This window comes from Legionella sp. PATHC032, from assembly GCF_026191185.1.
Classification (GTDB): Bacteria; Pseudomonadota; Gammaproteobacteria; order Legionellales; family Legionellaceae; genus Legionella.
Genome location: NZ_JAPHOV010000001.1, coordinates 383,749 through 402,134, shown reverse-complemented (window position 1 = coordinate 402,134; position 18,386 = coordinate 383,749). Strand labels below are relative to the sequence as shown.

Genomic DNA, 18,386 nt, shown 5'->3' with positions numbered 1-18,386 from the left:
GCCGCTACGAAATAACTTTCAAATTATGTATAATACCTAACTAACTTTCGCATACAGGAGATGATTTCAATGGCAAGAGGAATAAATAAAGTAATACTTGTTGGCAATGTAGGAGCGGATCCCGATGTACGGTATTTACCTAACGGAAATGCTGTTACTACGCTTTCAGTTGCTACCAGTGAAACATGGAAAGACAAAACGACTGGTGAAAAACAAGATAGAACTGAATGGCATAGGGTCGTATGTTTTAATCGTCTGGGTGAAATAGCTGGTGAATATATTCGTAAAGGATCTAAGCTATATGTTGAAGGTAGTTTAAGAACAAGAAAATGGCAAGATCAGCAGGGTCAAGACAGATATACAACTGAAATTGTTGCGTCTGATATTCAAATGCTCGATAGCAAAGGAAGCAGTGCCTCCAATTATGACGACATGCCTTCATTCCAGGGAACCTCCACCTCCCAACAAACTTCAACAAAAAATCAAGCTTCACCAACATCTACCGCACAAGATGCTTTTGATGAATTAGATGATGACATACCATTTTAAATGATTAAAATAAAAAGCCCGCTTTAATGCGGGCTCAAAAAAAGATTTTATTATAAACTAAAATTTACTCTTCTGTATCATCACTTGTGATGGGTCTATCCATTAATTCAACTATAGCCATGGGCGCATTATCACCATCCCTATACCCACATTTAATAATACGGATGTACCCCCCAGGTCGTTTTGCAAAACGTGGACCTAAATCAGTAAACAATTTACCTACCGCTGATTTAGACCGCAAAATATTGAAAGCACGTCTGCGTGATGCTACTGAATCAGATTTACTAACAGTAATCAAAGGTTCGATATATCGACGTAAATCTTTTGCCTTGGGCAAAGTTGTTCTAATCAACTCATGCTCAATCAAAGAACAACACATGTTAGAAAACATGGCCTTTCGGTGGCTACTTGTACGGCTAAAACTACGTCCGGAATTACGGTGACGCATAACAAAGACTCCTAAATATTACTCGCCAAGGCTTGCTGGCGGCCAATTCTCAAGTTTCATACCCAGCGATAATGATCGTGATGCTAAAACATCTTTAATTTCAGTTAGTGACTTCTTACCAAGATTAGGTGTCTTTAATAATTCACTTTCTGTTCTTTGAACCAAATCGCCTATATAATGAATGTTTTCAGCTTTCAAACAATTCGCTGATCGAACAGTTAACTCTAAATCATCCACTGAACGCAATAAAACAGGATCAAAATCATTACGTTCTTTATTATCAGCACGTGATTCTTCAAATTTCATGTCAACAAACGCATGAAGTTGTCTTTGCAGTATACTAGCGGATATTCTTATTGCCTCTTCAGCGTCAATAGTACCGTTAGTTTCTAATTCAATTGTAAGTTTATCTAAATCTGTTCTGTTTTCAACACGTGCACTGTCGACGAAATAAGCCACTTTCTTCACTGGAGAAAAACTGTTATCAATTTTTAATTTTCCGACAGTTTTTTTCTCAATTTCATCATCATGATAGCGAACAAATGCATCAGTATTATGAAAGCCAATCCCTCTTTCAACTTTAAGGGTCATATTCAATTTACCCTTTTCATTAAGATTGGCAATAACAAGTTCAGGATTAATAATTTCTTGACCATGAGTCAACTGAATATCTCCAGCTGTAACTTGACACGGTCCTTCTTTATTGAGTGTAACCTGTGCTTCATTTCCTACAGTCAATTTGATAGCAACTGATTTTAGGTTAAGTAACAAATCAACTACATCCTCCTGAACCCCTTCAATAGTACTATATTCATGCAAAACACCATCGATAGAAGCTTCGGTAATGGCACTTCCAGGCATGGATGACAATAAGATTCTTCTCAAAGCATTGCCGAGGGTGTGACCAAAACCTCGCTCCAAAGGTTCTAAAACTATTCTAGCTTTATAGGGCGACTCGGCCTGTACCTTGAGAACCTTAGGCGTCAGCATTTCATTGATTTCAGTATACATTCAGCTATCTCTCCGAGCTTACTTAGAGTAAAGTTCTACAACAAGGTTTACGTTGTAGTCTGAAGATAAATCCATTAACGTTGGAGCTGTAGAAAATGTACCCTTAAAAGAAGCAGTATCTACAGTAATCCAATCACAAGGTGCTCTTTGTTCAGATAAAGCTAAAGCAGCTTGGATACGTCCTTGGTTTTTAGCCTTTTGTCGAACTGATACAGTATCTCCAGGATTAACCAGAAAAGATGGTACGTTAACTACTTTATCATTTACAAGTATTGCCTTATGTGCAACCAGCTGTCTAGCTTCGGCACGAGTACTGGCAAAACCCATACGGTAAACAACATTATCTAAACGTCTTTCCAAAAGAGCCATTAAATTTTCACCTGTAGAACCCTTTTGTCTAGCCGCTTTTTTGTAATAATTACGGAATTGCTTTTCAAGAATCCCATAAAGTCTTCTAATCTTTTGCTTTTCTCTAAGCTGAATTCCATAACTATTTAAACGAGGTTTTTTATCACCATGTTGTCCAGGTAATTTTTCAGATTTACACTTGGATTTATGATCACGAACCCCACTTTTAAGCAATAAATCACAACCTTCTCGTCGTGACAACTTACATTTAGGACCAAGATATCTAGCCATTAATTACTCCTGAGTCTTATACACGACGTTTTTTAGGTGGCTTACAACCATTATGTGGTATGCCAGTAACATCGGTAATTTCAACAATTTTAAAATCCTGGGTTATTAATTCACGAATAGTAGATTCGCGACCAGGACCAGGACCATGTACAAATACTGCAACAGATTTCATACCATATTCTTTAGCAACAGCAGCAGCTCGCTCAGTTGCAACTTGCGCAGCATAAGGAGTACTTTTTCTAGAACCTCTGAATCCAGAACCACCAGAAGTTGCCCAACATAATGCATTACCTTGTCTGTCTGTAAAGGTAACTATAGTATTATTGAAAGATGCATGTATGTGTACTATGCCATCAGACACTACACGTTTTATCTTTTTTCGTGTTTTTTGCTGCTTTGACTTTGTTATTGCCATCTTTTATTTTCCTACATGAAAAATCAACTACTAGTGCCTTTTCTACGGCCTTTTCTGGTACGAGCATTAGTTTTCGTACGCTGTCCGCGCAACGGCAATCCTCTTCTGTGCCTTAACCCTCTATAACAACCAAGATCCATCAACCTTTTTATGTTCATTGTTACAACACGTCGAAGATCACCTTCCACAGTAATTTTTGCAATTTCAGTTCTCAATGCTTCCAGTTGAGCGTCTGACAACTGAGAAACTTTAGCTGAAGGATCTATATCAACTGTTTTACATAATTTTAATGATGTTGTTTTACCAATTCCATAAATTGCTGTTAAAGCGATTACCACATGTTTATGATCAGGTATATTAACTCCTGCAATACGAGCCATTAGTTTCTCCGAACGTTATTTGTTCTGTCGAAAGGGACAGAAGGATACTATTTTAATAAAATAAAATCAAGCAGATATTACCCTTGCTTTTGTTTATGACGGGCATCCTTACAAATTACTCGTATAGTGCCACTTCTTTTTATTATTTTACAATTGCGACATATTCGCTTTACTGATGCTCTTACTTTCATTCCTAACTCCGATAAATCATAGCAGACCAGGTAACTTAGTACCTCTAAAATTCGCCTTTTTTAATAAAGAATCATATTGCTGGGTCATTAAATGAGCTTGTACTTGTGCTACAAAATCCATAATAACAACAACTATAATCAGCAACGAAGTACCACCAAAATAAAATGGAACATGCCAGGTATACATTAGAATTTGTGGTAACAAACATACCAAAACCAAGTAAATAGCTCCAACCAAAGTCAAACGAGTCATTACTGAATCAATATACTTTGTGGTTTGTTCACCCGGACGAATTCCTGGAATATATGCCCCTGATTTTTTCAGGTTATCTGCTGTATCCTTAGGATTAAAAACTAAGGCAGCATAAAAGAATGCAAAGAACAAAATAGCTGCAGCATACACTATCAAATATAAAGGCTGACCTGGTGATAGTGCCATTCCAACATCAGATAACCAACTCAGCCCTTTAGTTTGCGAAAAAAATTGCGCTAAAGTGGCTGGCAATAAAATAATACTAGATGCAAATATTGGTGGAATCACACCTGACATATTTATTTTTAATGGTAAATGACTTGTTTGAGCTGCATATACCTTTCTACCCTGCGTTCTCTGAGCATAATTAACACGAATTCGTCGTTGAGCACGCTCCATAAATACAACAAAACCAGTAACTACAACTACTACTGCTGCAATTATAACTAGAGTAAGGGCCTGCATCTGACCTTCTTTAACTTGTTGAAGGACAGATCCTATTGCATTTGGCATGCTAGAGACAATTCCAGAAAAGATAATTAAGGAAATTCCATTACCAACACCTTTTTCAGTAATTTGCTCACCCAACCACATTAAAAACATAGTACCTGTAACTAAAGTTACAACAGCAGTAAAATAGAATGAGAAATCTGGCTGCATAGCAATTTGTTGACTAGCCAACCATCTCGCCATACCCATAGACTGAAATATTGACAAGAGCAATGTTAAATATCTGGTATATTGATTTATTTTTCTACGGCCAGACTCTCCTTCTTTCTTTAATTGCTCCAATTTAGGAGAAACTACTGAAAAGAGTTGGATAATAATTGATGCAGAAATATAAGGCATAATACCAATTGCAAACACTGTCACGCGAGACAGGGCCCCACCAGAAAACATATTAAATAAACCAAATATAGTGTTTTGCTGTTCATTAAAGAAATTAGCTAATTTTGCAGGGTCTAACCCTGGAACAGGTATATGAGCACCTAACCTGTATACTAATATTCCGAGAACAACAAACATCAATCTTGATTTTAGTTCGGCTAATCCACCACGAGGCTTACTACCGTTATGCTTTTGGTTTTTCATAGTCACTCTTCTATACTACCGCCCAAACTCTCTATAGCAGAACGAGCTCCTTTAGTGACCCTTAAACCCTTAAGCTTAATTGCTGCGGTCAGCTCGCCAGATAAAATTACTTTAACATCTTTGATTGAGTTATTAATTAAGCCAGCTTTACGCAAAGCAAGTAAATCAATAACTTCATCTTTCAATTTTGCAAGCTCCCCCAAACTCACTTCATCTATGGTTCGGCCCACTCTAGACTTAAAACCCATCTTGGGTAATCGTCTTTGTATAGGCATTTGACCACCTTCAAAATTAATTTTGTGGTAACCACCTGCCCTTGATTTTTGACCTTTATGACCTTTGCCACAAGTTTTTCCTAATCCAGAACCAATACCTCTTCCCACTCGTCTTCTTGAGGGTCTGGATCCTGGATCTGGCGATAGTGTATTTAAATTCATTACGCACTCTCCTCAACCAACAACAGGTAATTAATTTCATTTACAAGTCCACGTATTGCAGGAGTATCACTATGAACCACACTTGAATTTGTTTTACCTAAACCCAGCTGTTTGGCTATAGCAACATGCTTTGGTTTTCTACCTATAGTGCTTTTAACCAAGGTTATTTTAATTTTTTTTCCCATAATTAGCCTGCCATTACTTCTTCAACGGTTTTTCCACGTTTGGCTGCTACATAGTCCGGCGTACCAATATGTGTCAATGCACCAATAGTTGCACGAACAATGTTACTTGGATTGGTAGAACCAATGCTTTTTGCAAGAATATTTTGCACACCCAACACTTCCAAAACGGCACGCATAGCGCCTCCAGCAATGATTCCTGTACCTTCACTCGCTGGTTTCATAAACACTTTGGAAGCACCGTAGTTCCATGTAATTTCGTGGAATATTGTAGTGCCCGAAAGAGGAATATAAACCATATTTTTCTTGGCTTGATCCATAGCTTTTTGAATTGCTATTGGAACTTCTCTTGCCTTTCCTCGTCCAAACCCAACTTTACCCTTTCCGTCACCTACAACTACTAAAACAGCAAAACCAAAAACTCGCCCACCTTTTACAACTTTAGCCGTACGAGTTACCGATACCAATTTTTCTTGATATCCATCTGACTTGGGTAATTCATCGAATGACATAATCGTTCCTTAAAAATCTAATCCGGCTTCGCGTGCACCTTCAGCAAGTGCTTTAACTCTGCCATGATATTTATAACCTGCTCGGTCAAATGCAACCTGAGTAATTCCTGCTTCCTTAGCGCGCTTACCCAACAGTTGACCAACTAAACTGGCTTGTTCAACTTTACTTTTTCCAGTCAAACTGGATCTCAATTCTTTATCAATAGTAGAGGATGCTACCAATACCTTATCACCAAGTTGATCTGACTTGACAATTTGAGAATAAATATGCACACCACTTCGATACACAACTAATCTTGAGCGGCCTGATTTACGTATTAAGGCTTTGGCTTTTAATCCACGTCTATGTCGTGCGTTCTGCTTATTCATAGTTAACACCTTATTTCTTCTTAGCTTCTTTTCGAGCAATCTGCTCTCCAGCATATTTAACACCCTTTCCTTTATAGGGCTCTGGTGGTCTAAATGCCCTAATTTCAGAAGCTATTTGTCCAAGAACTTGCTTATCAACGCCCTTTAGTAGAATGGTTGTATTATTAGGAGTTTCTACGGTGACACCTTTTGGTAAATCATATTCTATAGAATGTGAGTATCCTAGTGACAAACTAATTGACTTATCTTTAGATTGCGCTCTATATCCTACACCAACCAACTCGAGTGCAACTGTATATCCCTCAGTTACTCCTTGAACCATATTTCTTACTAAGGCTCTAGCTGTACCAGCTTGTGCCCATCCCATTGGATCATTAGAAGCAGGTGAAAACTCTAATTTATTTGATTCCTTACTATGTTGAATATTAACCAGTTTATTAATTTTTTGAGTTAATATTCCTTTTGGGCCTTTTACAGTGATTACTCCATCAACAAATGTTACTTCAACATTTGGTGAATGAACTACTGGGGCCTTTGCTACTCTAGACATATCATTCCTCGCAAGTATTAAGCCACTTCACAAATGACTTCGCCACCAACACCTTTTACTTTTGCTGATACATGGGTCATTATACCTTTAGACGTAGAAAGAATAGCCACACCAAATCCAGGGATTGAATGCAAATCTTTGTATGACTTATATACCCTCAAACCTGGACGACTAATGCGCTTAATAAATTCAATTACAGGTCTTCCATGATAGTACTTTAGTTTTAAAGTAATTGATTTCAAACCATTTGGTAATGCTTCAATAAAAAAGTCTTGTATATATCCTTCTTCCTTCAAAACTCGAGCTATTTCTTCCTTTAACTTAGAAGAAACCAATGTTACTTGCTGATGTTTTGCTTGTTGACCATTTCTAATTCTAGTCAGCATATCAGCAATTGGATCATGCATACTCACAATTATTCTCCAATAAAATAGTTTACCAGCTTGATTTTCTACCGCCAGGGATATTCCCCACCATAAGCTGTTGTCTTAAACAAATTCTGCAAAGATTAAACTTGCGATAAACTGCGTGTGGTCTTCCACATTGCTTGCATCGAGTAACATAGCGAACAGGATTTGAATTAACTGGTAATTTTGCTAGTTTTGCCTGACTTTCCATTATTATCTGGAAATCATCAGATGATTTAATCAATTGTTTTAACTCGTTTCGGCGTTGTCTGTACTTTTCTACCAGCTTCGCACGCTTTGACTCTCGCATCAGCATTGATTTTTTAGCCACAATTTCACCCTTTTATTTTCTATCTTTGTCTTTCAGTGGAAGATTAAATGCTTCTAACAAAGCTTTAGCTTCTTCATTTGTTTTAGCACTTGTTGTAATACAAATATCTAAACCTCGTATTCCGTCAGTTTTATCATAATCAATCTCTGGAAACACGATTTGCTCATGGATTCCCATACTGTAGTTTCCTGTTCCATCAAAAGATTTTGGATTCAAACCACGAAAATCTCTTACTCGAGGTAAAGTAATAGATATTAATCTATCTAGAAACTCATACATGCGTTCTCGTCTGAGTGTCACTTTACAACCAATTGGCCATCCCTCTCTTATTTTAAAACCAGCTATTGATTTTCTTGCCTTTGTGACGACGGGCTTCTGACCAGAAATCAGTGTCATGTCTTCAATGGCATGATTCATCACTTTTTTGTCACCAACAGCTTCTCCAACTCCCATATTCAGAGTAATTTTGAGAATCCTGGGAACTTCCATCACACTCGAATAGTTGAACCGTTTCATCATCATAGTGACGACGTCTTTCTTATAAAATTCTTTAAGTCTCGCCATTTCAATCACCTAACTCTATATACGGTCAATTATTTCATTGTTAGATTTATAATATCTAACCTTTTTGCTAACGCCATTATTCTCAAGATATTTAAAGCCAACCTTATCTGCCTTTTTTGTAACAGGATTGTAATGAGCCACATTTGAAACGTGCAATGGAGCTTCACGCGAAATAATACCACCCTTATTTTCAGGCTTTTGTGGATTAGGTTTAATATGCTTTTTAATTAGATTTCCACCTTCCACTACAACGGCATCATCAATTACTCTTAAAACCTTACCTATATGACCTTTACTTTTACCGGCAATAACAATTACTTCATCGCCTGTTTTAATACGTTTCATATCTAATCCTTCTTACAAAACCTCTGCGGCAAGAGAAATTATCTTCATAAATCTTTCTCTTAACTCGCGTGTAACCGGGCCAAATATACGTGTGCCTATTGGCTCGTTTTGGTTGTTTAAAAGAACTGCTGCATTATCATCAAATCGAATCAATGAACCATCATCTCTTCTCACACCTTGAGCAGTTCTAACCACTACCGCTCTCATTACAGCACCTTTTTTTACCTTACTTCTTGGTATAGCATCTTTCACGCTTACTTTAATTACATCACCTACACGGGCATACCGTCTGTGTGATCCACCAAGTACTTTAATACACATTACTTTACGTGCTCCGCTGTTATCAGCTACTTCAAGCACTGTCTGCATTTGGATCATTTTTCTCTCCAGATCTAATTTCGACCAGAAAAAGGCTGCTGATTATATCAGGCCTTTTAGGGTTTTAAAAGTAAAACAATTAAGTTACTTATGAAATTACTTCGACTAATACCCAGCTTTTCGTTTTAGAGAGTGGTCGTGACTCACGGATTTTTACGGTATTACCAACTCGGCAAACTTGATTTTCATCATGTGCATGTAGTTTAGTTCTTCGCTTCATGATTTTCCCATACTTTGGATGTTTCACAGTACGTTCAATCATAACTACAATAGTTTTATCCATTTTGTCGCTAACTACTTTTCCAATCATTGTTCTGGCATTTGATTCACTATTAGTAGACATTTCACTTACCTGCCTTTTCAGTCAAGATTGTTTTAACTTTTGCCACTGACTTACGCACCATAGTGATCAGATGTGTTTTATCTAGTGAGCCACTTGCTTTTTTCATTCGTAAATTAAACTGATCTTTACGTAATGAAAGCAATTCATTTTGCAATTCCTCAACTGACATATTGCGCAATTCATCTATTTTTTTCATTACATTACCGTCCGCTCTTCAAACATCACTTTGAAAGGAAGTTTTGCTTTTGCAAGGTCAAATGCTTCCATTGCAAGTTCTTTACTAACACCTTCCATTTCAAATAAAACCTTACCTGGTTGTATTTGAGCTACCCAATACTCAACACTTCCCTTACCCTTACCTTGTCTAACTTCAAGTGGTTTTTGTGTGATTGGCTTGTCTGGAAACACTCTAATCCAAATTTTACCACCACGCTTTATATGTCGTGTCATAGCTCTTCGCGCTGCTTCTATTTGTCTAGCAGTTAAACGTCCGCGCTCTACAGCCTTAAGACCAAACTCACCGAAACTAATTTTACTACCACGAAGAGCCAAACCCTTATTACGACCCTTCATTTGTTTTCGGTACTTAGTACGCTTTGGTTGTAACATAATTTCTAATCCTCACTCACTGGGCGTTTTCTGTTGATCTTTTCTTTTGCGGGAGAATTTCACCCTTAAAGATCCAGACTTTTACACCAATAATTCCGTAGGTAGTTTTGGATTCAGCGGTACCATAATCAATGTCAGCTCTAAAAGTATGTAAAGGTACTCTTCCTTCTCTGTACCATTCACTTCTTGCAATTTCAGCACCACCTAATCGTCCACTTACACAAATTTTAATACCTTTTGCACCAGCTTTAAGAGCAGAGGTAACAGCACGTTTCATAGCGCGTCTGAACATGACTCGTTGCTCTAGCTGCTGAGCAATACCTTCAGCCACCAAAGTAGCATCCAGCTCAGGCTTTTTCACTTCTTCAATATTCAAATGAACTGGTACACCCAGGTTATCCGAAATTTCCTTGCGAAGTGTTTCAATCCCTCCGCCTTTTTTGCCAATAATAACTCCAGGTCTTGCTGTCAAGATAGTAACAACAGCATTATTAGCTGGTCTCTCTATAAGAATTTTACTTACAGCCGCAGCCATTAATTTCTTTTTAAGTTCATTTCGAAGTTTTATATCCTGAATTAGAAACTCAGCATATCTCTTTCCTGCAAACCATTTCGAGTTCCAATCTTTGATTATTCCAAGGCGTATACCTATTGGGTTAACTTTTTGTCCCATTGCTATTCCTCGTCAGACACTTTAATAGTTATATGGCAGGTACGTTTGCAAATTCTATTTGCTCTACCCTTAGCTCTGGGACTAATACGTTTTAAAGTTGTTGCTTCATCAACGCATACCATGCCTACTTTTAGATCATCGATATCAGCTCCATTATTATTTTCAGCATTAGCAATAGCTGACTCTAATAACTTAAGCATTAATTTAGCACCTTTTTTTGGTGTAAACTTGAGGACATCAAGCGCACCAGATACATTCATATTACGTATCATATCGGCTACTAATCTACCCTTTTGTGCGGATAAAGGAGCACCTTTTAATTTAGCTGTTACTTCCATCATATCCTCTTACTTACCTTTAGCCTTTCTGTCCCCAGAGTGGCCCTTGAATGTACGAGTCATGGCAAACTCACCTAATTTATGACCAACCATATTATCTGTAATAAATACAGGAACGTGGTCTTTGCCGTTATGTACAGCAATCGTTAAATCAATCATTTCAGGAACGATTGTAGAACGTCTAGACCAAGTTTTAATTGGCTTCTTTGATTTTGATTCGATTGCAGCTTCTACCTTGCTGATCAAATGATGGTCAATAAATGGACCTTTTCTAATTGAACGAGCCACTTGATATCCTCTTATTAATTATTTCTTCTTACGCCCTCTGACAATAAATGTGTCAGTACGCTTATTGCTTCTAGTTTTATAGCCTTTTGTTGGTAAACCCCATGGAGATACGGGATGACGTCCACCTGATGTGCGTCCTTCACCACCACCATGCGGGTGATCAACTGGGTTCATCGCAACTCCGCGAACAGTGGGACGTATTCCTCTCCATCGCTTAGCACCTGCTTTACCCAAAGCTCTTAAGTTGTGCTCACTATTACTTACTTCACCAATTACAGCTCGGCATAAAACATGTATCTTGCGCATCTCACCTGAGCGTAATCTTAAAGTTGCATAAACACCCTCTTTTGCAACAAGTTGTCCGCTGCAACCAGCACTTCGTAGCATTTGAGCGCCTTTACCAGGCTTCATTTCAACACAATGAATTGTTGTACCTACAGGTATATTTTTTAACGGAAGACAGTTCCCTACACTTATCGGTGAATCAGCTCCACTTTGAATTGTAGCACCAACTTCCAAATTTGATGGCGCTATAATATAGCGTTTTTCACCATCTTTGTAAGATATCAATGCAATTAAAGCAGTTCTGTTTGGATCATACTCCAATCTCTCAACACGACCTAATATACCATCCTTATTGCGTTTAAAGTCTATAATTCGATACTTTTGACGTTGACCACCACCAATATGTCGAACTGTTATACGACCTTGATTATTTCTTCCACCTGTCTTTTTTAGTTTTTCAACTAATGCAGCATGTGGCTTTCCTTTATAGATATTGTGATGTACAACACGTATTTCACCTCGTTTTCCGGGTGAAGTCGGTTTAGATTTTAATAGTGCCATCTTTATCTGCCTTATTCAGTAACTGTAAAGTCAATATCTTGGTCTGCATGAAGAGAGACAAATGCCTTCTTCCAGTCACTTCGCTTTCCACTGGTTTGTTTAAAGCGTTTAGATTTACCCTTCACATTGACAACAGATACACTTTTAACTTTTACATTAAATATATGTTCAACTGCTAATTTAATTTCAGTCTTAGTCGCATTTTTCAGTACTTTGAAAGTGAACTGTTTAAACTTATCGGCCATGACAGTTGCTTTTTCAGAAGTATGTGGTTCCCTAAGAACCATCATCAATCTCTCAGCGTTCATTGTAACTGTTCCTCAATTTTTTTAATTGCAGCTTCTGTAACAACAACTTTCTCAAATCGTAGTAAGGAAACAGGATCTATAGTTGTAACATCACAGATATCATAATCAATTAGGTTTCTTGAACCAAGGTATTCATTTTCGCCAACTTCACTCATTATGATCAGAGCATTATTTATATCCATCTGATTCATTTTTTTGAGAAAATCCTTGGTTTTGTGATTATCACATTGGAAATCACTGACAACCACTAAATTGCCAGTACGGCAAAGTTCGGAGATTATACTACGTAATGCACGTTTGTACATTTTTTTATTAAGTTTTTGCGAATAATCTCTTTTCTTAGACGCAAAAGTTACTCCCCCACTTCTCCATAAAGGACTTCGAATGGTCCCTGCTCTTGCACGACCAGTTCCTTTTTGGTTCCAAGGTTTTTTACCACCGCCGCTAACCTCAGAACGTGTTTTCTGAGCACTATTACCACTTCGTGCATTGTTCATGAAAGCAACAACTGCTTGATGAACCAGGCCTTCGTTATAGGTATAAGCAAAGACTTCTTTATTTAGCTTTAATTTTGACTTTGTATCTATTGTAGTAATTTCCATCACTCACCTCGCACTTGCTTTTTGACTGCAGGCTTAATTTCTACTCTAGAACCTGGAGCACCAGGAATTGCACCTTTAATGAGCAATAAATTTCTTTCAGAGTCAACTTTCACCAATTCCAGACTTTGAATTGTACATCGAGCATTACCCATGTGACCGGCCATTTTTTTCCCTTTAAAAACACGGCCTGGAGTTTGGTTTTGTCCTATAGAACCAGGGACTCTATGCGATCTTGAGTTACCATGTGATGCATCTTGAGTTCTAAAGTTATATCTCTTTACAGTTCCTGCAAAACCTTTACCTTTAGTCAAACCTGATACATCTACATATTGCCCAGCAGTGAATACATCAGCGACAGATATTACTTGACCCGGTGTAAATGCATCTTCTGAATCTATACGAAATTCTACTTGCATATCACCAGCTTCTATTTCTGCTTTAGCAAAATGACCAGCCATTGGCTTACTCACTTTACTCGATTTTTTTGTACCACCAGTTAACTGTACAGCTGAATAACCATCATTCGCTGATGTTTTTACTTGAGAAACGCGATTCGGCTGAACCTCTACAACAGAAACAGGAACAGAAACTCCTTCTGGTGTGAAGACACGCGTCATACCGATCTTACGGCCTAATAAACCGATCATCATTGTAACACCTCTTTAATATCCTTTGCCTTATTATCTAGTCATCAAGGCTTATCTGAACATCAACCCCGGCAGCCAAATCCAATTTCATTAAAGCATCTACAGTTTTTTCAGTTGGATGAACAATAACGACCAGGCGTTTATGAGTACGTAATTCATATTGATCTCTTGCATCTTTGTTTACATGCGGTGAAGTCAATACAGTAAATTTTTCTTTTCTGATAGGCAATGGAATTGGCCCACGTATTTGTGCGCCAGTTCTTTTTGCAGTATCAACAATTTCTCGTGTTGATAAATCAATCAACCGATGATCAAACGATTTTAATCTTATTTTAATATTTTGATTGCTGCTCATTTTTTTTACTCGATTATTTTAGCGACTACACCGGCGCCAACTGTACGGCCACCCTCTCTAATTGCGAATCTTAAACCTTCATCCATCGCAATTGGAGCATGCAAGCTAACAACTAATTGCACATTATCTCCAGGCATTACCATTTCAACTCCTGATGGCAAGTCACAAGTACCTGTCACGTCAGTAGTTCTGAAATAGAATTGTGGACGGTAACCATTAAAAAATGGAGTATGGCGTCCGCCTTCTTCCTTGGATAACACATACACTTCTGCTTCAAACTTGGTGTGTGGCTTAATAGTACCTGGCTTAGCCAATACCTGTCCACGCTCCACTTCGTCTCGCTTCGTACCACGTAATAACACACCAACGTTATCACCAGCTCGACCTTCATCAAGTAATTTACGGAACATCTCAACACCAGTACAAGTAGTCTTTTGGGTGTCTCTTATTCCAACAATTTCAACTTCTTCACCAACTTTAACAATTCCGCTCTCAACACGACCAGTGACCACTGTTCCGCGTCCAGAAATTGAAAATACGTCTTCAATCGGCAATAAAAATGGCTTGTCTATGTTTCTAACTGGCTCAGGAATATAAGAATCCATTGTCTCAACCAGTTTCTCAATAGCCTTAACACCGATGTCACTGTCTTCGCCTTCCAATGCTTTTAAGGCTGAACCTACAACAATAGGTATATCATCCCCAGGGAAATCGTAACTGCTTAGCAAATCACGCACTTCCATTTCCACTAGTTCTAATAATTCAGGGTCATCAACCATATCCGCTTTGTTCATGAACACAACTATATATGGAACACCTACCTGGCGAGACAATAGTATATGTTCCCTCGTTTGTGGCATAGGACCATCAGCCGCTGATACAACCAGTATCGCTCCGTCCATTTGCGCAGCACCAGTAATCATGTTCTTAACATAGTCAGCATGGCCTGGGCAGTCTACGTGTGCATAATGTCTACTCGCTGATTCATATTCAACGTGTGCTGTAGAAATTGTAATCCCACGCTCTCTTTCTTCTGGCGCAGCATCAATTTGATCGTACGCCTTCGCTGTACCACCATACTTCTTCGCCATAATCGTTGTAATAGCTGCTGTCAATGTCGTCTTACCATGGTCTACGTGACCAATCGTACCCACGTTTACGTGCGGCTTCTTACGTTCAAATTTTTCCTTCGCCATTTCAATAACCTCGTTAACTTTTATTGTTTCTTGATAATTGCTTCAGCAATATTTGTTGGTGCTTCTGCGTACTTACAAAACTCCATAGTGTAGGTTGCTCTTCCTTGTGTAGCAGAACGTAAGTCAGTTGAATAACCAAACATCTCTGCAAGAGGTACTTCTGCCCTAACAATTTTGCCTGCTGGGGAGTCTTCCATACCTTGAACTAATCCACGTCGTCTGTTTAGATCACCCATAACATCACCCATGTAATCTTCGGGTGTAACAACTTCGACACTCATGATTGGCTCAAGAAGTACAGGTTTAGCCTTTAATGCACCTTGCTTGAAGCATTGAGATCCTGCGATCTTAAATGCCATTTCGCTTGAATCCACTTCATGGAATGAACCATCAAACAGTGTAACTTTAACATCTACTACTGGATATCCAGCAATTACACCATTTTGCATTTGTTCTTGTATCCCTTTATCTACTGCAGGGATATATTCTTTTGGAATGACACCACCAACGATGGCATTGATAAACTCATAACCCTTTCCAGGCTCTTGTGGTTCAATTTTCAACCACACATGACCATACTGACCACGTCCACCTGATTGTCTTACGAATTTACCTTCTTGTTCAACAGCTTGCTTCAGTGTCTCTCGGTATGCAACCTGAGGTTTACCAACATTAGCTTCTACATTGAACTCTCTCTTCATGCGGTCAACAATGATTTCAAGATGTAACTCACCCATACCTTGAATAATTGTCTGACCTGACTCTTCATCAGTATGAACTCTAAAAGAAGGGTCTTCTTGGGCTAATTTGCCTAACGCAATTCCCATTTTTTCCTGATCTGCTTTAGTCTTTGGTTCAACAGCAACTGCAATCACCGGATCGGGAAAATCCATTCTTTCTAAAATTACAACCTTGTCTTGATCACACAAGGTATCACCAGTGGTTACTGTTTTAAGGCCAACTGCAGCAGCTATATCCCCTGCTCTCACTTCCTTAATTTCTTCACGAGAATTAGCATGCATCTGCAAGAGGCGGCCAATACGCTCCTTCTTGCACTTCACTGAGTTATATACTGTATCTCCACTCTTGAGAATACCAGAATAAGCTCTAAAATATGTTAGAGTACCCACAAACGGATCTGTAGCAATCTTAAACGCTAATGCTGAGAATGGTTCATCATAACTGGTTTTTCTATGTATTATCTCACCATGCTCATCAACTCCCTGTATATCAGGAATGTCGGTGGGTGATGGTAAATATTCGATTACACCATCCAGTACTGCTTGTACACCTTTATTCTTAAAGGCTGACCCGCAGAATACTGGAACAACTTTATTTGTAATTGTCAAATGACGTAAAGCCTTTTTGATTTCAGTCTCTGTGAACTCTTCACCTTCCAAATATTTTTCCATTAACTCTTCGGAATATTCTGCTGCTGCTTCGATGATATGTGCGCGATACTCTTCGCAGGTTGCTTTTAAATCAGCGGGGATATCAAGATATTTAAACGTCATGCCTTTATTTTCTTCATCCCAGTGGATTGCCTTCATTTTGATGAGATCAATCACACCTTTGAATTCTTCTTCTGCACCAATTGGTAATTGTAAGACTACAGGAGTAGAACCTAATCGCTGTTTTATCTGATTCACAACTCTTAGGAAATTGGCACCCATCCTATCCATTTTATTTACAAAAACGATACGAGGAACACCATATTTATTAGCTTGACGCCATACTGTTTCAGATTGAGGTTCAACGCCGGCAACTGAATCAAATACAACAACTGCTCCATCTAATACACGCAAAGAACGTTCGACTTCAATCATAAAGTCTACGTGTCCAGGTGTATCAATAATATTGATCCGGTGGGAGTCAAATTGTTTGTCCATACCAGACCAATAGCAAGTTGTTGCAGCAGAAGTAATGGTAATACCACGTTCCTGCTCTTGGACCATCCAGTCCATAGTTGCAGCACCATCATGCACTTCACCAATCTTATGAGACATACCGGTATAGTACAGTACTCGCTCTGTAGTTGTTGTTTTTCCAGCATCAACGTGGGCTGCAATGCCTATGTTTCTATATAGTTTTAATGGAGTTGCCACGGCTTATCTCTCTCTTAATTCCATCTAAAATGAGCAAATGCTTGGTTAGCTTTTGCCATTTTATGTGTATCTTCACGTTTCTTTACTGCAGACCCTTTATTTTCATAAGCGTCCATCAGTTCCCCTGCCAAACGCAGCATCATACCCTTTTCACCACGTGTGCGAGCAGCTTGAACTATCCACCGCATTCCAAGAGCTATGCTCCTATCATGTCGAACTTCTACTGGAACCTGGTATGTTGCCCCTCCAACTCGACGTGAACGTACTTCTACACTTGGGCGAACGTTATCTAATGCTTCTTCAAAATAACGAAGCACTGCGCCGGCACTTCCACTGCTACCAGTTTCACTGCCATCTTCTTCATTTTTCTTAATTTTCTTGACACGCTCTTCCATAACAGATAGCGCACCATAAGTGATTTTTTCAGCAATTGATTTTTTACCGCTAACCATTAAAACATTAATGAACTTAGCAAGCAGTTCACTATGGTGCTTTGGATCAGGTAAAATTTCTCTTTTGGGTACTTCTCGTCTTCTTGGCATCTCAATTTTCCTACAATCGGTTATTTTTTATCTTTTGGCTTTTTTGTACCATACTTAGAACGCCCTTGTTTTCGATCGTTCACTCCAGAGGTATCTAAGCTACCTCGAACTGTATGATAGCGCACACCAGGTAAATCCTTAACACGACCACCTCTAATTAAAACAACAGAGTGCTCTTGTAAATTATGACCCTCACCACCAATATAGGATGTTACTTCAAATCCATTGGTCAAGCGCACACGTGCAACCTTACGCATAGCTGAGTTAGGTTTCTTTGGTGTAGTAGTGTATACACGAGTACATACACCGCGTCTTTGTGGACATGACTCAAGTGCTGGTACGTTACTTTTCTTCTTTACGTCCACACGAGGCTTTCTTACTAACTGATTAATAGTAGCCATTTGTACTTAACTCCGATCTGTCACTTGTGAATATTTTGAATGCATAAGGAGGCCGGATTCTATATAGGTACGGCAGATTT

The 18,386-nt window shown here is 38.6% G+C and carries 33 protein-coding genes; 1 reads left to right on the top strand and 32 read right to left on the bottom strand.

Annotated elements, in window-relative coordinates:
- Positions 1-69: 69 nt before the first annotated feature.
- Positions 70-549 (top strand): single-stranded DNA-binding protein, encoded by a 480-nt coding sequence (gene ssb, locus OQJ02_RS01810; RefSeq protein WP_265717617.1) that lies wholly within the window; start codon positions 70-72, stop codon positions 547-549.
- A 64-nt stretch (positions 550-613) separates the two neighbouring features.
- On the opposite strand, the gene rplQ is transcribed toward ssb, so the two are convergent.
- The 32 genes from rplQ to rpsL form a co-directional block, all read right to left on the bottom strand.
- On the bottom strand, positions 614-997 hold the full coding sequence (gene rplQ, locus OQJ02_RS01805; protein WP_265717616.1) for a 50S ribosomal protein L17: 384 nt from the start codon (positions 995-997) through the stop codon (positions 614-616).
- An 18-nt stretch (positions 998-1,015) separates the two neighbouring features.
- Positions 1,016-2,008, bottom strand: coding sequence for a DNA-directed RNA polymerase subunit alpha (locus tag OQJ02_RS01800; protein WP_011213014.1), 993 nt, complete (start codon positions 2,006-2,008; stop codon positions 1,016-1,018).
- Between the two features lie 18 nt (positions 2,009-2,026).
- The gene (rpsD, locus tag OQJ02_RS01795; protein ID WP_061484919.1) at positions 2,027-2,647 is read right to left on the bottom strand and encodes a 30S ribosomal protein S4; all 621 of its coding nucleotides are present in this window, start codon (positions 2,645-2,647) and stop codon (positions 2,027-2,029) included.
- 16 nt (positions 2,648-2,663) lie between these two features.
- Positions 2,664-3,062 carry a 30S ribosomal protein S11 gene (gene rpsK, locus OQJ02_RS01790; protein ID WP_265717615.1) on the bottom strand — a complete coding sequence of 133 codons (399 nt, stop codon included), beginning with the start codon at positions 3,060-3,062 and terminating at the stop codon, positions 2,664-2,666.
- A 23-nt stretch (positions 3,063-3,085) separates the two neighbouring features.
- Positions 3,086-3,442 (bottom strand): 30S ribosomal protein S13, encoded by a 357-nt coding sequence (rpsM, locus tag OQJ02_RS01785; protein ID WP_265717614.1) that lies wholly within the window; start codon positions 3,440-3,442, stop codon positions 3,086-3,088.
- A gap of 77 nt (positions 3,443-3,519) precedes the next feature.
- Positions 3,520-3,633 (bottom strand): 50S ribosomal protein L36, encoded by a 114-nt coding sequence (gene rpmJ, locus OQJ02_RS01780; protein WP_010946099.1) that lies wholly within the window; start codon positions 3,631-3,633, stop codon positions 3,520-3,522.
- A gap of 16 nt (positions 3,634-3,649) precedes the next feature.
- Positions 3,650-4,978: a preprotein translocase subunit SecY gene (gene secY / locus OQJ02_RS01775; protein ID WP_265717613.1), complete on the bottom strand. Its 1,329-nt coding sequence runs from the start codon at positions 4,976-4,978 to the stop codon at positions 3,650-3,652.
- Positions 4,979-4,980: 2 nt separating this feature from the next.
- Entirely contained in the window at positions 4,981-5,415 is a 435-nt protein-coding gene (rplO, locus tag OQJ02_RS01770) for a 50S ribosomal protein L15 (RefSeq protein ID WP_265717612.1), read from the bottom strand.
- The gene (gene rpmD, locus OQJ02_RS01765; RefSeq protein WP_010946096.1) at positions 5,415-5,600 is read right to left on the bottom strand and encodes a 50S ribosomal protein L30; all 186 of its coding nucleotides are present in this window, start codon (positions 5,598-5,600) and stop codon (positions 5,415-5,417) included. The genes rplO and rpmD overlap by 1 nt, the downstream gene beginning before the upstream one ends.
- A 2-nt stretch (positions 5,601-5,602) precedes the next feature.
- Positions 5,603-6,109 carry a 30S ribosomal protein S5 gene (rpsE, locus tag OQJ02_RS01760; RefSeq protein WP_010946095.1) on the bottom strand — a complete coding sequence of 169 codons (507 nt, stop codon included), beginning with the start codon at positions 6,107-6,109 and terminating at the stop codon, positions 5,603-5,605.
- A 9-nt stretch (positions 6,110-6,118) separates the two neighbouring features.
- Positions 6,119-6,478, bottom strand: coding sequence for a 50S ribosomal protein L18 (gene rplR / locus OQJ02_RS01755; RefSeq protein WP_265717611.1), 360 nt, complete (start codon positions 6,476-6,478; stop codon positions 6,119-6,121).
- Positions 6,479-6,488: 10 nt separating this feature from the next.
- Positions 6,489-7,028 carry a 50S ribosomal protein L6 gene (rplF, locus tag OQJ02_RS01750; protein WP_265717610.1) on the bottom strand — a complete coding sequence of 180 codons (540 nt, stop codon included), beginning with the start codon at positions 7,026-7,028 and terminating at the stop codon, positions 6,489-6,491.
- A gap of 17 nt (positions 7,029-7,045) precedes the next feature.
- Positions 7,046-7,441, bottom strand: a complete 396-nt coding sequence (gene rpsH / locus OQJ02_RS01745) for a 30S ribosomal protein S8 (RefSeq protein WP_265717609.1) — start codon at positions 7,439-7,441, stop codon at positions 7,046-7,048.
- 22 nt (positions 7,442-7,463) lie between these two features.
- Entirely contained in the window at positions 7,464-7,766 is a 303-nt protein-coding gene (rpsN, locus tag OQJ02_RS01740) for a 30S ribosomal protein S14 (protein ID WP_265717608.1), read from the bottom strand.
- Positions 7,767-7,778: 12 nt separating this feature from the next.
- The gene (gene rplE, locus OQJ02_RS01735) at positions 7,779-8,330 is read right to left on the bottom strand and encodes a 50S ribosomal protein L5 (RefSeq protein ID WP_010946090.1); all 552 of its coding nucleotides are present in this window, start codon (positions 8,328-8,330) and stop codon (positions 7,779-7,781) included.
- Positions 8,331-8,345: 15 nt separating this feature from the next.
- On the bottom strand, positions 8,346-8,675 hold the full coding sequence (gene rplX, locus OQJ02_RS01730) for a 50S ribosomal protein L24 (RefSeq protein ID WP_265717607.1): 330 nt from the start codon (positions 8,673-8,675) through the stop codon (positions 8,346-8,348).
- Between the two features lie 12 nt (positions 8,676-8,687).
- Positions 8,688-9,053 carry a 50S ribosomal protein L14 gene (gene rplN / locus OQJ02_RS01725; RefSeq protein ID WP_010946088.1) on the bottom strand — a complete coding sequence of 122 codons (366 nt, stop codon included), beginning with the start codon at positions 9,051-9,053 and terminating at the stop codon, positions 8,688-8,690.
- Positions 9,054-9,141: 88 nt separating this feature from the next.
- Positions 9,142-9,396, bottom strand: coding sequence for a 30S ribosomal protein S17 (gene rpsQ / locus OQJ02_RS01720; RefSeq protein ID WP_010946087.1), 255 nt, complete (start codon positions 9,394-9,396; stop codon positions 9,142-9,144).
- Between the two features lies 1 nt (position 9,397).
- Entirely contained in the window at positions 9,398-9,592 is a 195-nt protein-coding gene (gene rpmC, locus OQJ02_RS01715; protein WP_010946086.1) for a 50S ribosomal protein L29, read from the bottom strand.
- Entirely contained in the window at positions 9,592-10,005 is a 414-nt protein-coding gene (gene rplP / locus OQJ02_RS01710; protein ID WP_265717606.1) for a 50S ribosomal protein L16, read from the bottom strand. The genes rpmC and rplP overlap by 1 nt, the downstream gene beginning before the upstream one ends.
- Before the next feature lie 16 nt (positions 10,006-10,021).
- Entirely contained in the window at positions 10,022-10,678 is a 657-nt protein-coding gene (rpsC, locus tag OQJ02_RS01705; protein WP_265717605.1) for a 30S ribosomal protein S3, read from the bottom strand.
- Between the two features lie 2 nt (positions 10,679-10,680).
- The gene (gene rplV, locus OQJ02_RS01700) at positions 10,681-11,016 is read right to left on the bottom strand and encodes a 50S ribosomal protein L22 (protein WP_010946083.1); all 336 of its coding nucleotides are present in this window, start codon (positions 11,014-11,016) and stop codon (positions 10,681-10,683) included.
- 9 nt (positions 11,017-11,025) lie between these two features.
- On the bottom strand, positions 11,026-11,304 hold the full coding sequence (rpsS, locus tag OQJ02_RS01695; protein WP_010946728.1) for a 30S ribosomal protein S19: 279 nt from the start codon (positions 11,302-11,304) through the stop codon (positions 11,026-11,028).
- Positions 11,305-11,322: 18 nt separating this feature from the next.
- Positions 11,323-12,150, bottom strand: a complete 828-nt coding sequence (gene rplB / locus OQJ02_RS01690; RefSeq protein WP_265717604.1) for a 50S ribosomal protein L2 — start codon at positions 12,148-12,150, stop codon at positions 11,323-11,325.
- Between the two features lie 11 nt (positions 12,151-12,161).
- Positions 12,162-12,458, bottom strand: a complete 297-nt coding sequence (gene rplW / locus OQJ02_RS01685; protein ID WP_011213009.1) for a 50S ribosomal protein L23 — start codon at positions 12,456-12,458, stop codon at positions 12,162-12,164.
- A complete protein-coding gene (gene rplD / locus OQJ02_RS01680) occupies positions 12,455-13,060 on the bottom strand; it encodes a 50S ribosomal protein L4 (RefSeq protein WP_265717603.1) in 606 nt (201 codons plus the stop codon). Before rplD ends, rplW begins: the two co-directional genes overlap by 4 nt.
- Entirely contained in the window at positions 13,060-13,707 is a 648-nt protein-coding gene (rplC, locus tag OQJ02_RS01675; protein WP_265719779.1) for a 50S ribosomal protein L3, read from the bottom strand. Before rplC ends, rplD begins: the two co-directional genes overlap by 1 nt.
- Positions 13,708-13,744: 37 nt before the next feature.
- Positions 13,745-14,062, bottom strand: a complete 318-nt coding sequence (gene rpsJ, locus OQJ02_RS01670) for a 30S ribosomal protein S10 (protein ID WP_010946077.1) — start codon at positions 14,060-14,062, stop codon at positions 13,745-13,747.
- A gap of 5 nt (positions 14,063-14,067) precedes the next feature.
- Positions 14,068-15,258, bottom strand: a complete 1,191-nt coding sequence (gene tuf / locus OQJ02_RS01665; RefSeq protein ID WP_010946066.1) for an elongation factor Tu — start codon at positions 15,256-15,258, stop codon at positions 14,068-14,070.
- A gap of 20 nt (positions 15,259-15,278) precedes the next feature.
- Positions 15,279-17,363, bottom strand: a complete 2,085-nt coding sequence (fusA, locus tag OQJ02_RS01660; protein WP_265717602.1) for an elongation factor G — start codon at positions 17,361-17,363, stop codon at positions 15,279-15,281.
- 14 nt (positions 17,364-17,377) lie between these two features.
- The gene (rpsG, locus tag OQJ02_RS01655) at positions 17,378-17,905 is read right to left on the bottom strand and encodes a 30S ribosomal protein S7 (RefSeq protein WP_010946075.1); all 528 of its coding nucleotides are present in this window, start codon (positions 17,903-17,905) and stop codon (positions 17,378-17,380) included.
- A 20-nt stretch (positions 17,906-17,925) separates the two neighbouring features.
- Complete coding sequence (gene rpsL / locus OQJ02_RS01650) at positions 17,926-18,306, bottom strand: 30S ribosomal protein S12 (protein WP_004450478.1); 381 nt, start codon at positions 18,304-18,306, stop codon at positions 17,926-17,928.
- Between the last annotated feature and the right edge of the window lie 80 nt (positions 18,307-18,386).

What these genes read in the sequence shown, in the direction of transcription:
- rpsL (WP_004450478.1), bottom strand. Translation starts at nt 18,306, where the DNA reads ATGGCTACTATTAATCAGTTAGTAAGAAAGCCTCGTGTGGACGTAAAG.
- rplF (WP_265717610.1), bottom strand. Translation starts at nt 7,028, where the DNA reads ATGTCTAGAGTAGCAAAGGCCCCAGTAGTTCATTCACCAAATGTTGAA.
- rplN (WP_010946088.1), bottom strand. Translation starts at nt 9,053, where the DNA reads ATGATCCAAATGCAGACAGTGCTTGAAGTAGCTGATAACAGCGGAGCA.
- rpsC (WP_265717605.1), bottom strand. Translation starts at nt 10,678, where the DNA reads ATGGGACAAAAAGTTAACCCAATAGGTATACGCCTTGGAATAATCAAA.
- tuf (WP_010946066.1), bottom strand. Translation starts at nt 15,258, where the DNA reads ATGGCGAAGGAAAAATTTGAACGTAAGAAGCCGCACGTAAACGTGGGT.
- rpsG (WP_010946075.1), bottom strand. Translation starts at nt 17,905, where the DNA reads ATGCCAAGAAGACGAGAAGTACCCAAAAGAGAAATTTTACCTGATCCA.
- rpsE (WP_010946095.1), bottom strand. Translation starts at nt 6,109, where the DNA reads ATGTCATTCGATGAATTACCCAAGTCAGATGGATATCAAGAAAAATTG.
- rpsM (WP_265717614.1), bottom strand. Translation starts at nt 3,442, where the DNA reads ATGGCTCGTATTGCAGGAGTTAATATACCTGATCATAAACATGTGGTA.
- rpmD (WP_010946096.1), bottom strand. Translation starts at nt 5,600, where the DNA reads ATGGGAAAAAAAATTAAAATAACCTTGGTTAAAAGCACTATAGGTAGA.
- rplX (WP_265717607.1), bottom strand. Translation starts at nt 8,675, where the DNA reads ATGAAACGTATTAAAACAGGCGATGAAGTAATTGTTATTGCCGGTAAA.
- rpmC (WP_010946086.1), bottom strand. Translation starts at nt 9,592, where the DNA reads ATGAAAAAAATAGATGAATTGCGCAATATGTCAGTTGAGGAATTGCAA.
- rpsD (WP_061484919.1), bottom strand. Translation starts at nt 2,647, where the DNA reads ATGGCTAGATATCTTGGTCCTAAATGTAAGTTGTCACGACGAGAAGGT.
- rplE (WP_010946090.1), bottom strand. Translation starts at nt 8,330, where the DNA reads ATGGCGAGACTTAAAGAATTTTATAAGAAAGACGTCGTCACTATGATG.
- rplC (WP_265719779.1), bottom strand. Translation starts at nt 13,707, where the DNA reads ATGATCGGTTTATTAGGCCGTAAGATCGGTATGACGCGTGTCTTCACA.
- rplV (WP_010946083.1), bottom strand. Translation starts at nt 11,016, where the DNA reads ATGGAAGTAACAGCTAAATTAAAAGGTGCTCCTTTATCCGCACAAAAG.
- ssb (WP_265717617.1), top strand. Translation starts at nt 70, where the DNA reads ATGGCAAGAGGAATAAATAAAGTAATACTTGTTGGCAATGTAGGAGCG.
- rplW (WP_011213009.1), bottom strand. Translation starts at nt 12,458, where the DNA reads ATGAACGCTGAGAGATTGATGATGGTTCTTAGGGAACCACATACTTCT.
- rplB (WP_265717604.1), bottom strand. Translation starts at nt 12,150, where the DNA reads ATGGCACTATTAAAATCTAAACCGACTTCACCCGGAAAACGAGGTGAA.
- rplO (WP_265717612.1), bottom strand. Translation starts at nt 5,415, where the DNA reads ATGAATTTAAATACACTATCGCCAGATCCAGGATCCAGACCCTCAAGA.
- rpsK (WP_265717615.1), bottom strand. Translation starts at nt 3,062, where the DNA reads ATGGCAATAACAAAGTCAAAGCAGCAAAAAACACGAAAAAAGATAAAA.
- rpsJ (WP_010946077.1), bottom strand. Translation starts at nt 14,062, where the DNA reads ATGAGCAGCAATCAAAATATTAAAATAAGATTAAAATCGTTTGATCAT.
- rpmJ (WP_010946099.1), bottom strand. Translation starts at nt 3,633, where the DNA reads ATGAAAGTAAGAGCATCAGTAAAGCGAATATGTCGCAATTGTAAAATA.
- rplR (WP_265717611.1), bottom strand. Translation starts at nt 6,478, where the DNA reads ATGAATAAGCAGAACGCACGACATAGACGTGGATTAAAAGCCAAAGCC.
- rpsQ (WP_010946087.1), bottom strand. Translation starts at nt 9,396, where the DNA reads ATGTCTACTAATAGTGAATCAAATGCCAGAACAATGATTGGAAAAGTA.
- rplD (WP_265717603.1), bottom strand. Translation starts at nt 13,060, where the DNA reads ATGGAAATTACTACAATAGATACAAAGTCAAAATTAAAGCTAAATAAA.
- OQJ02_RS01800 (WP_011213014.1), bottom strand. Translation starts at nt 2,008, where the DNA reads ATGTATACTGAAATCAATGAAATGCTGACGCCTAAGGTTCTCAAGGTA.
- rplQ (WP_265717616.1), bottom strand. Translation starts at nt 997, where the DNA reads ATGCGTCACCGTAATTCCGGACGTAGTTTTAGCCGTACAAGTAGCCAC.
- rplP (WP_265717606.1), bottom strand. Translation starts at nt 10,005, where the DNA reads ATGTTACAACCAAAGCGTACTAAGTACCGAAAACAAATGAAGGGTCGT.
- secY (WP_265717613.1), bottom strand. Translation starts at nt 4,978, where the DNA reads ATGAAAAACCAAAAGCATAACGGTAGTAAGCCTCGTGGTGGATTAGCC.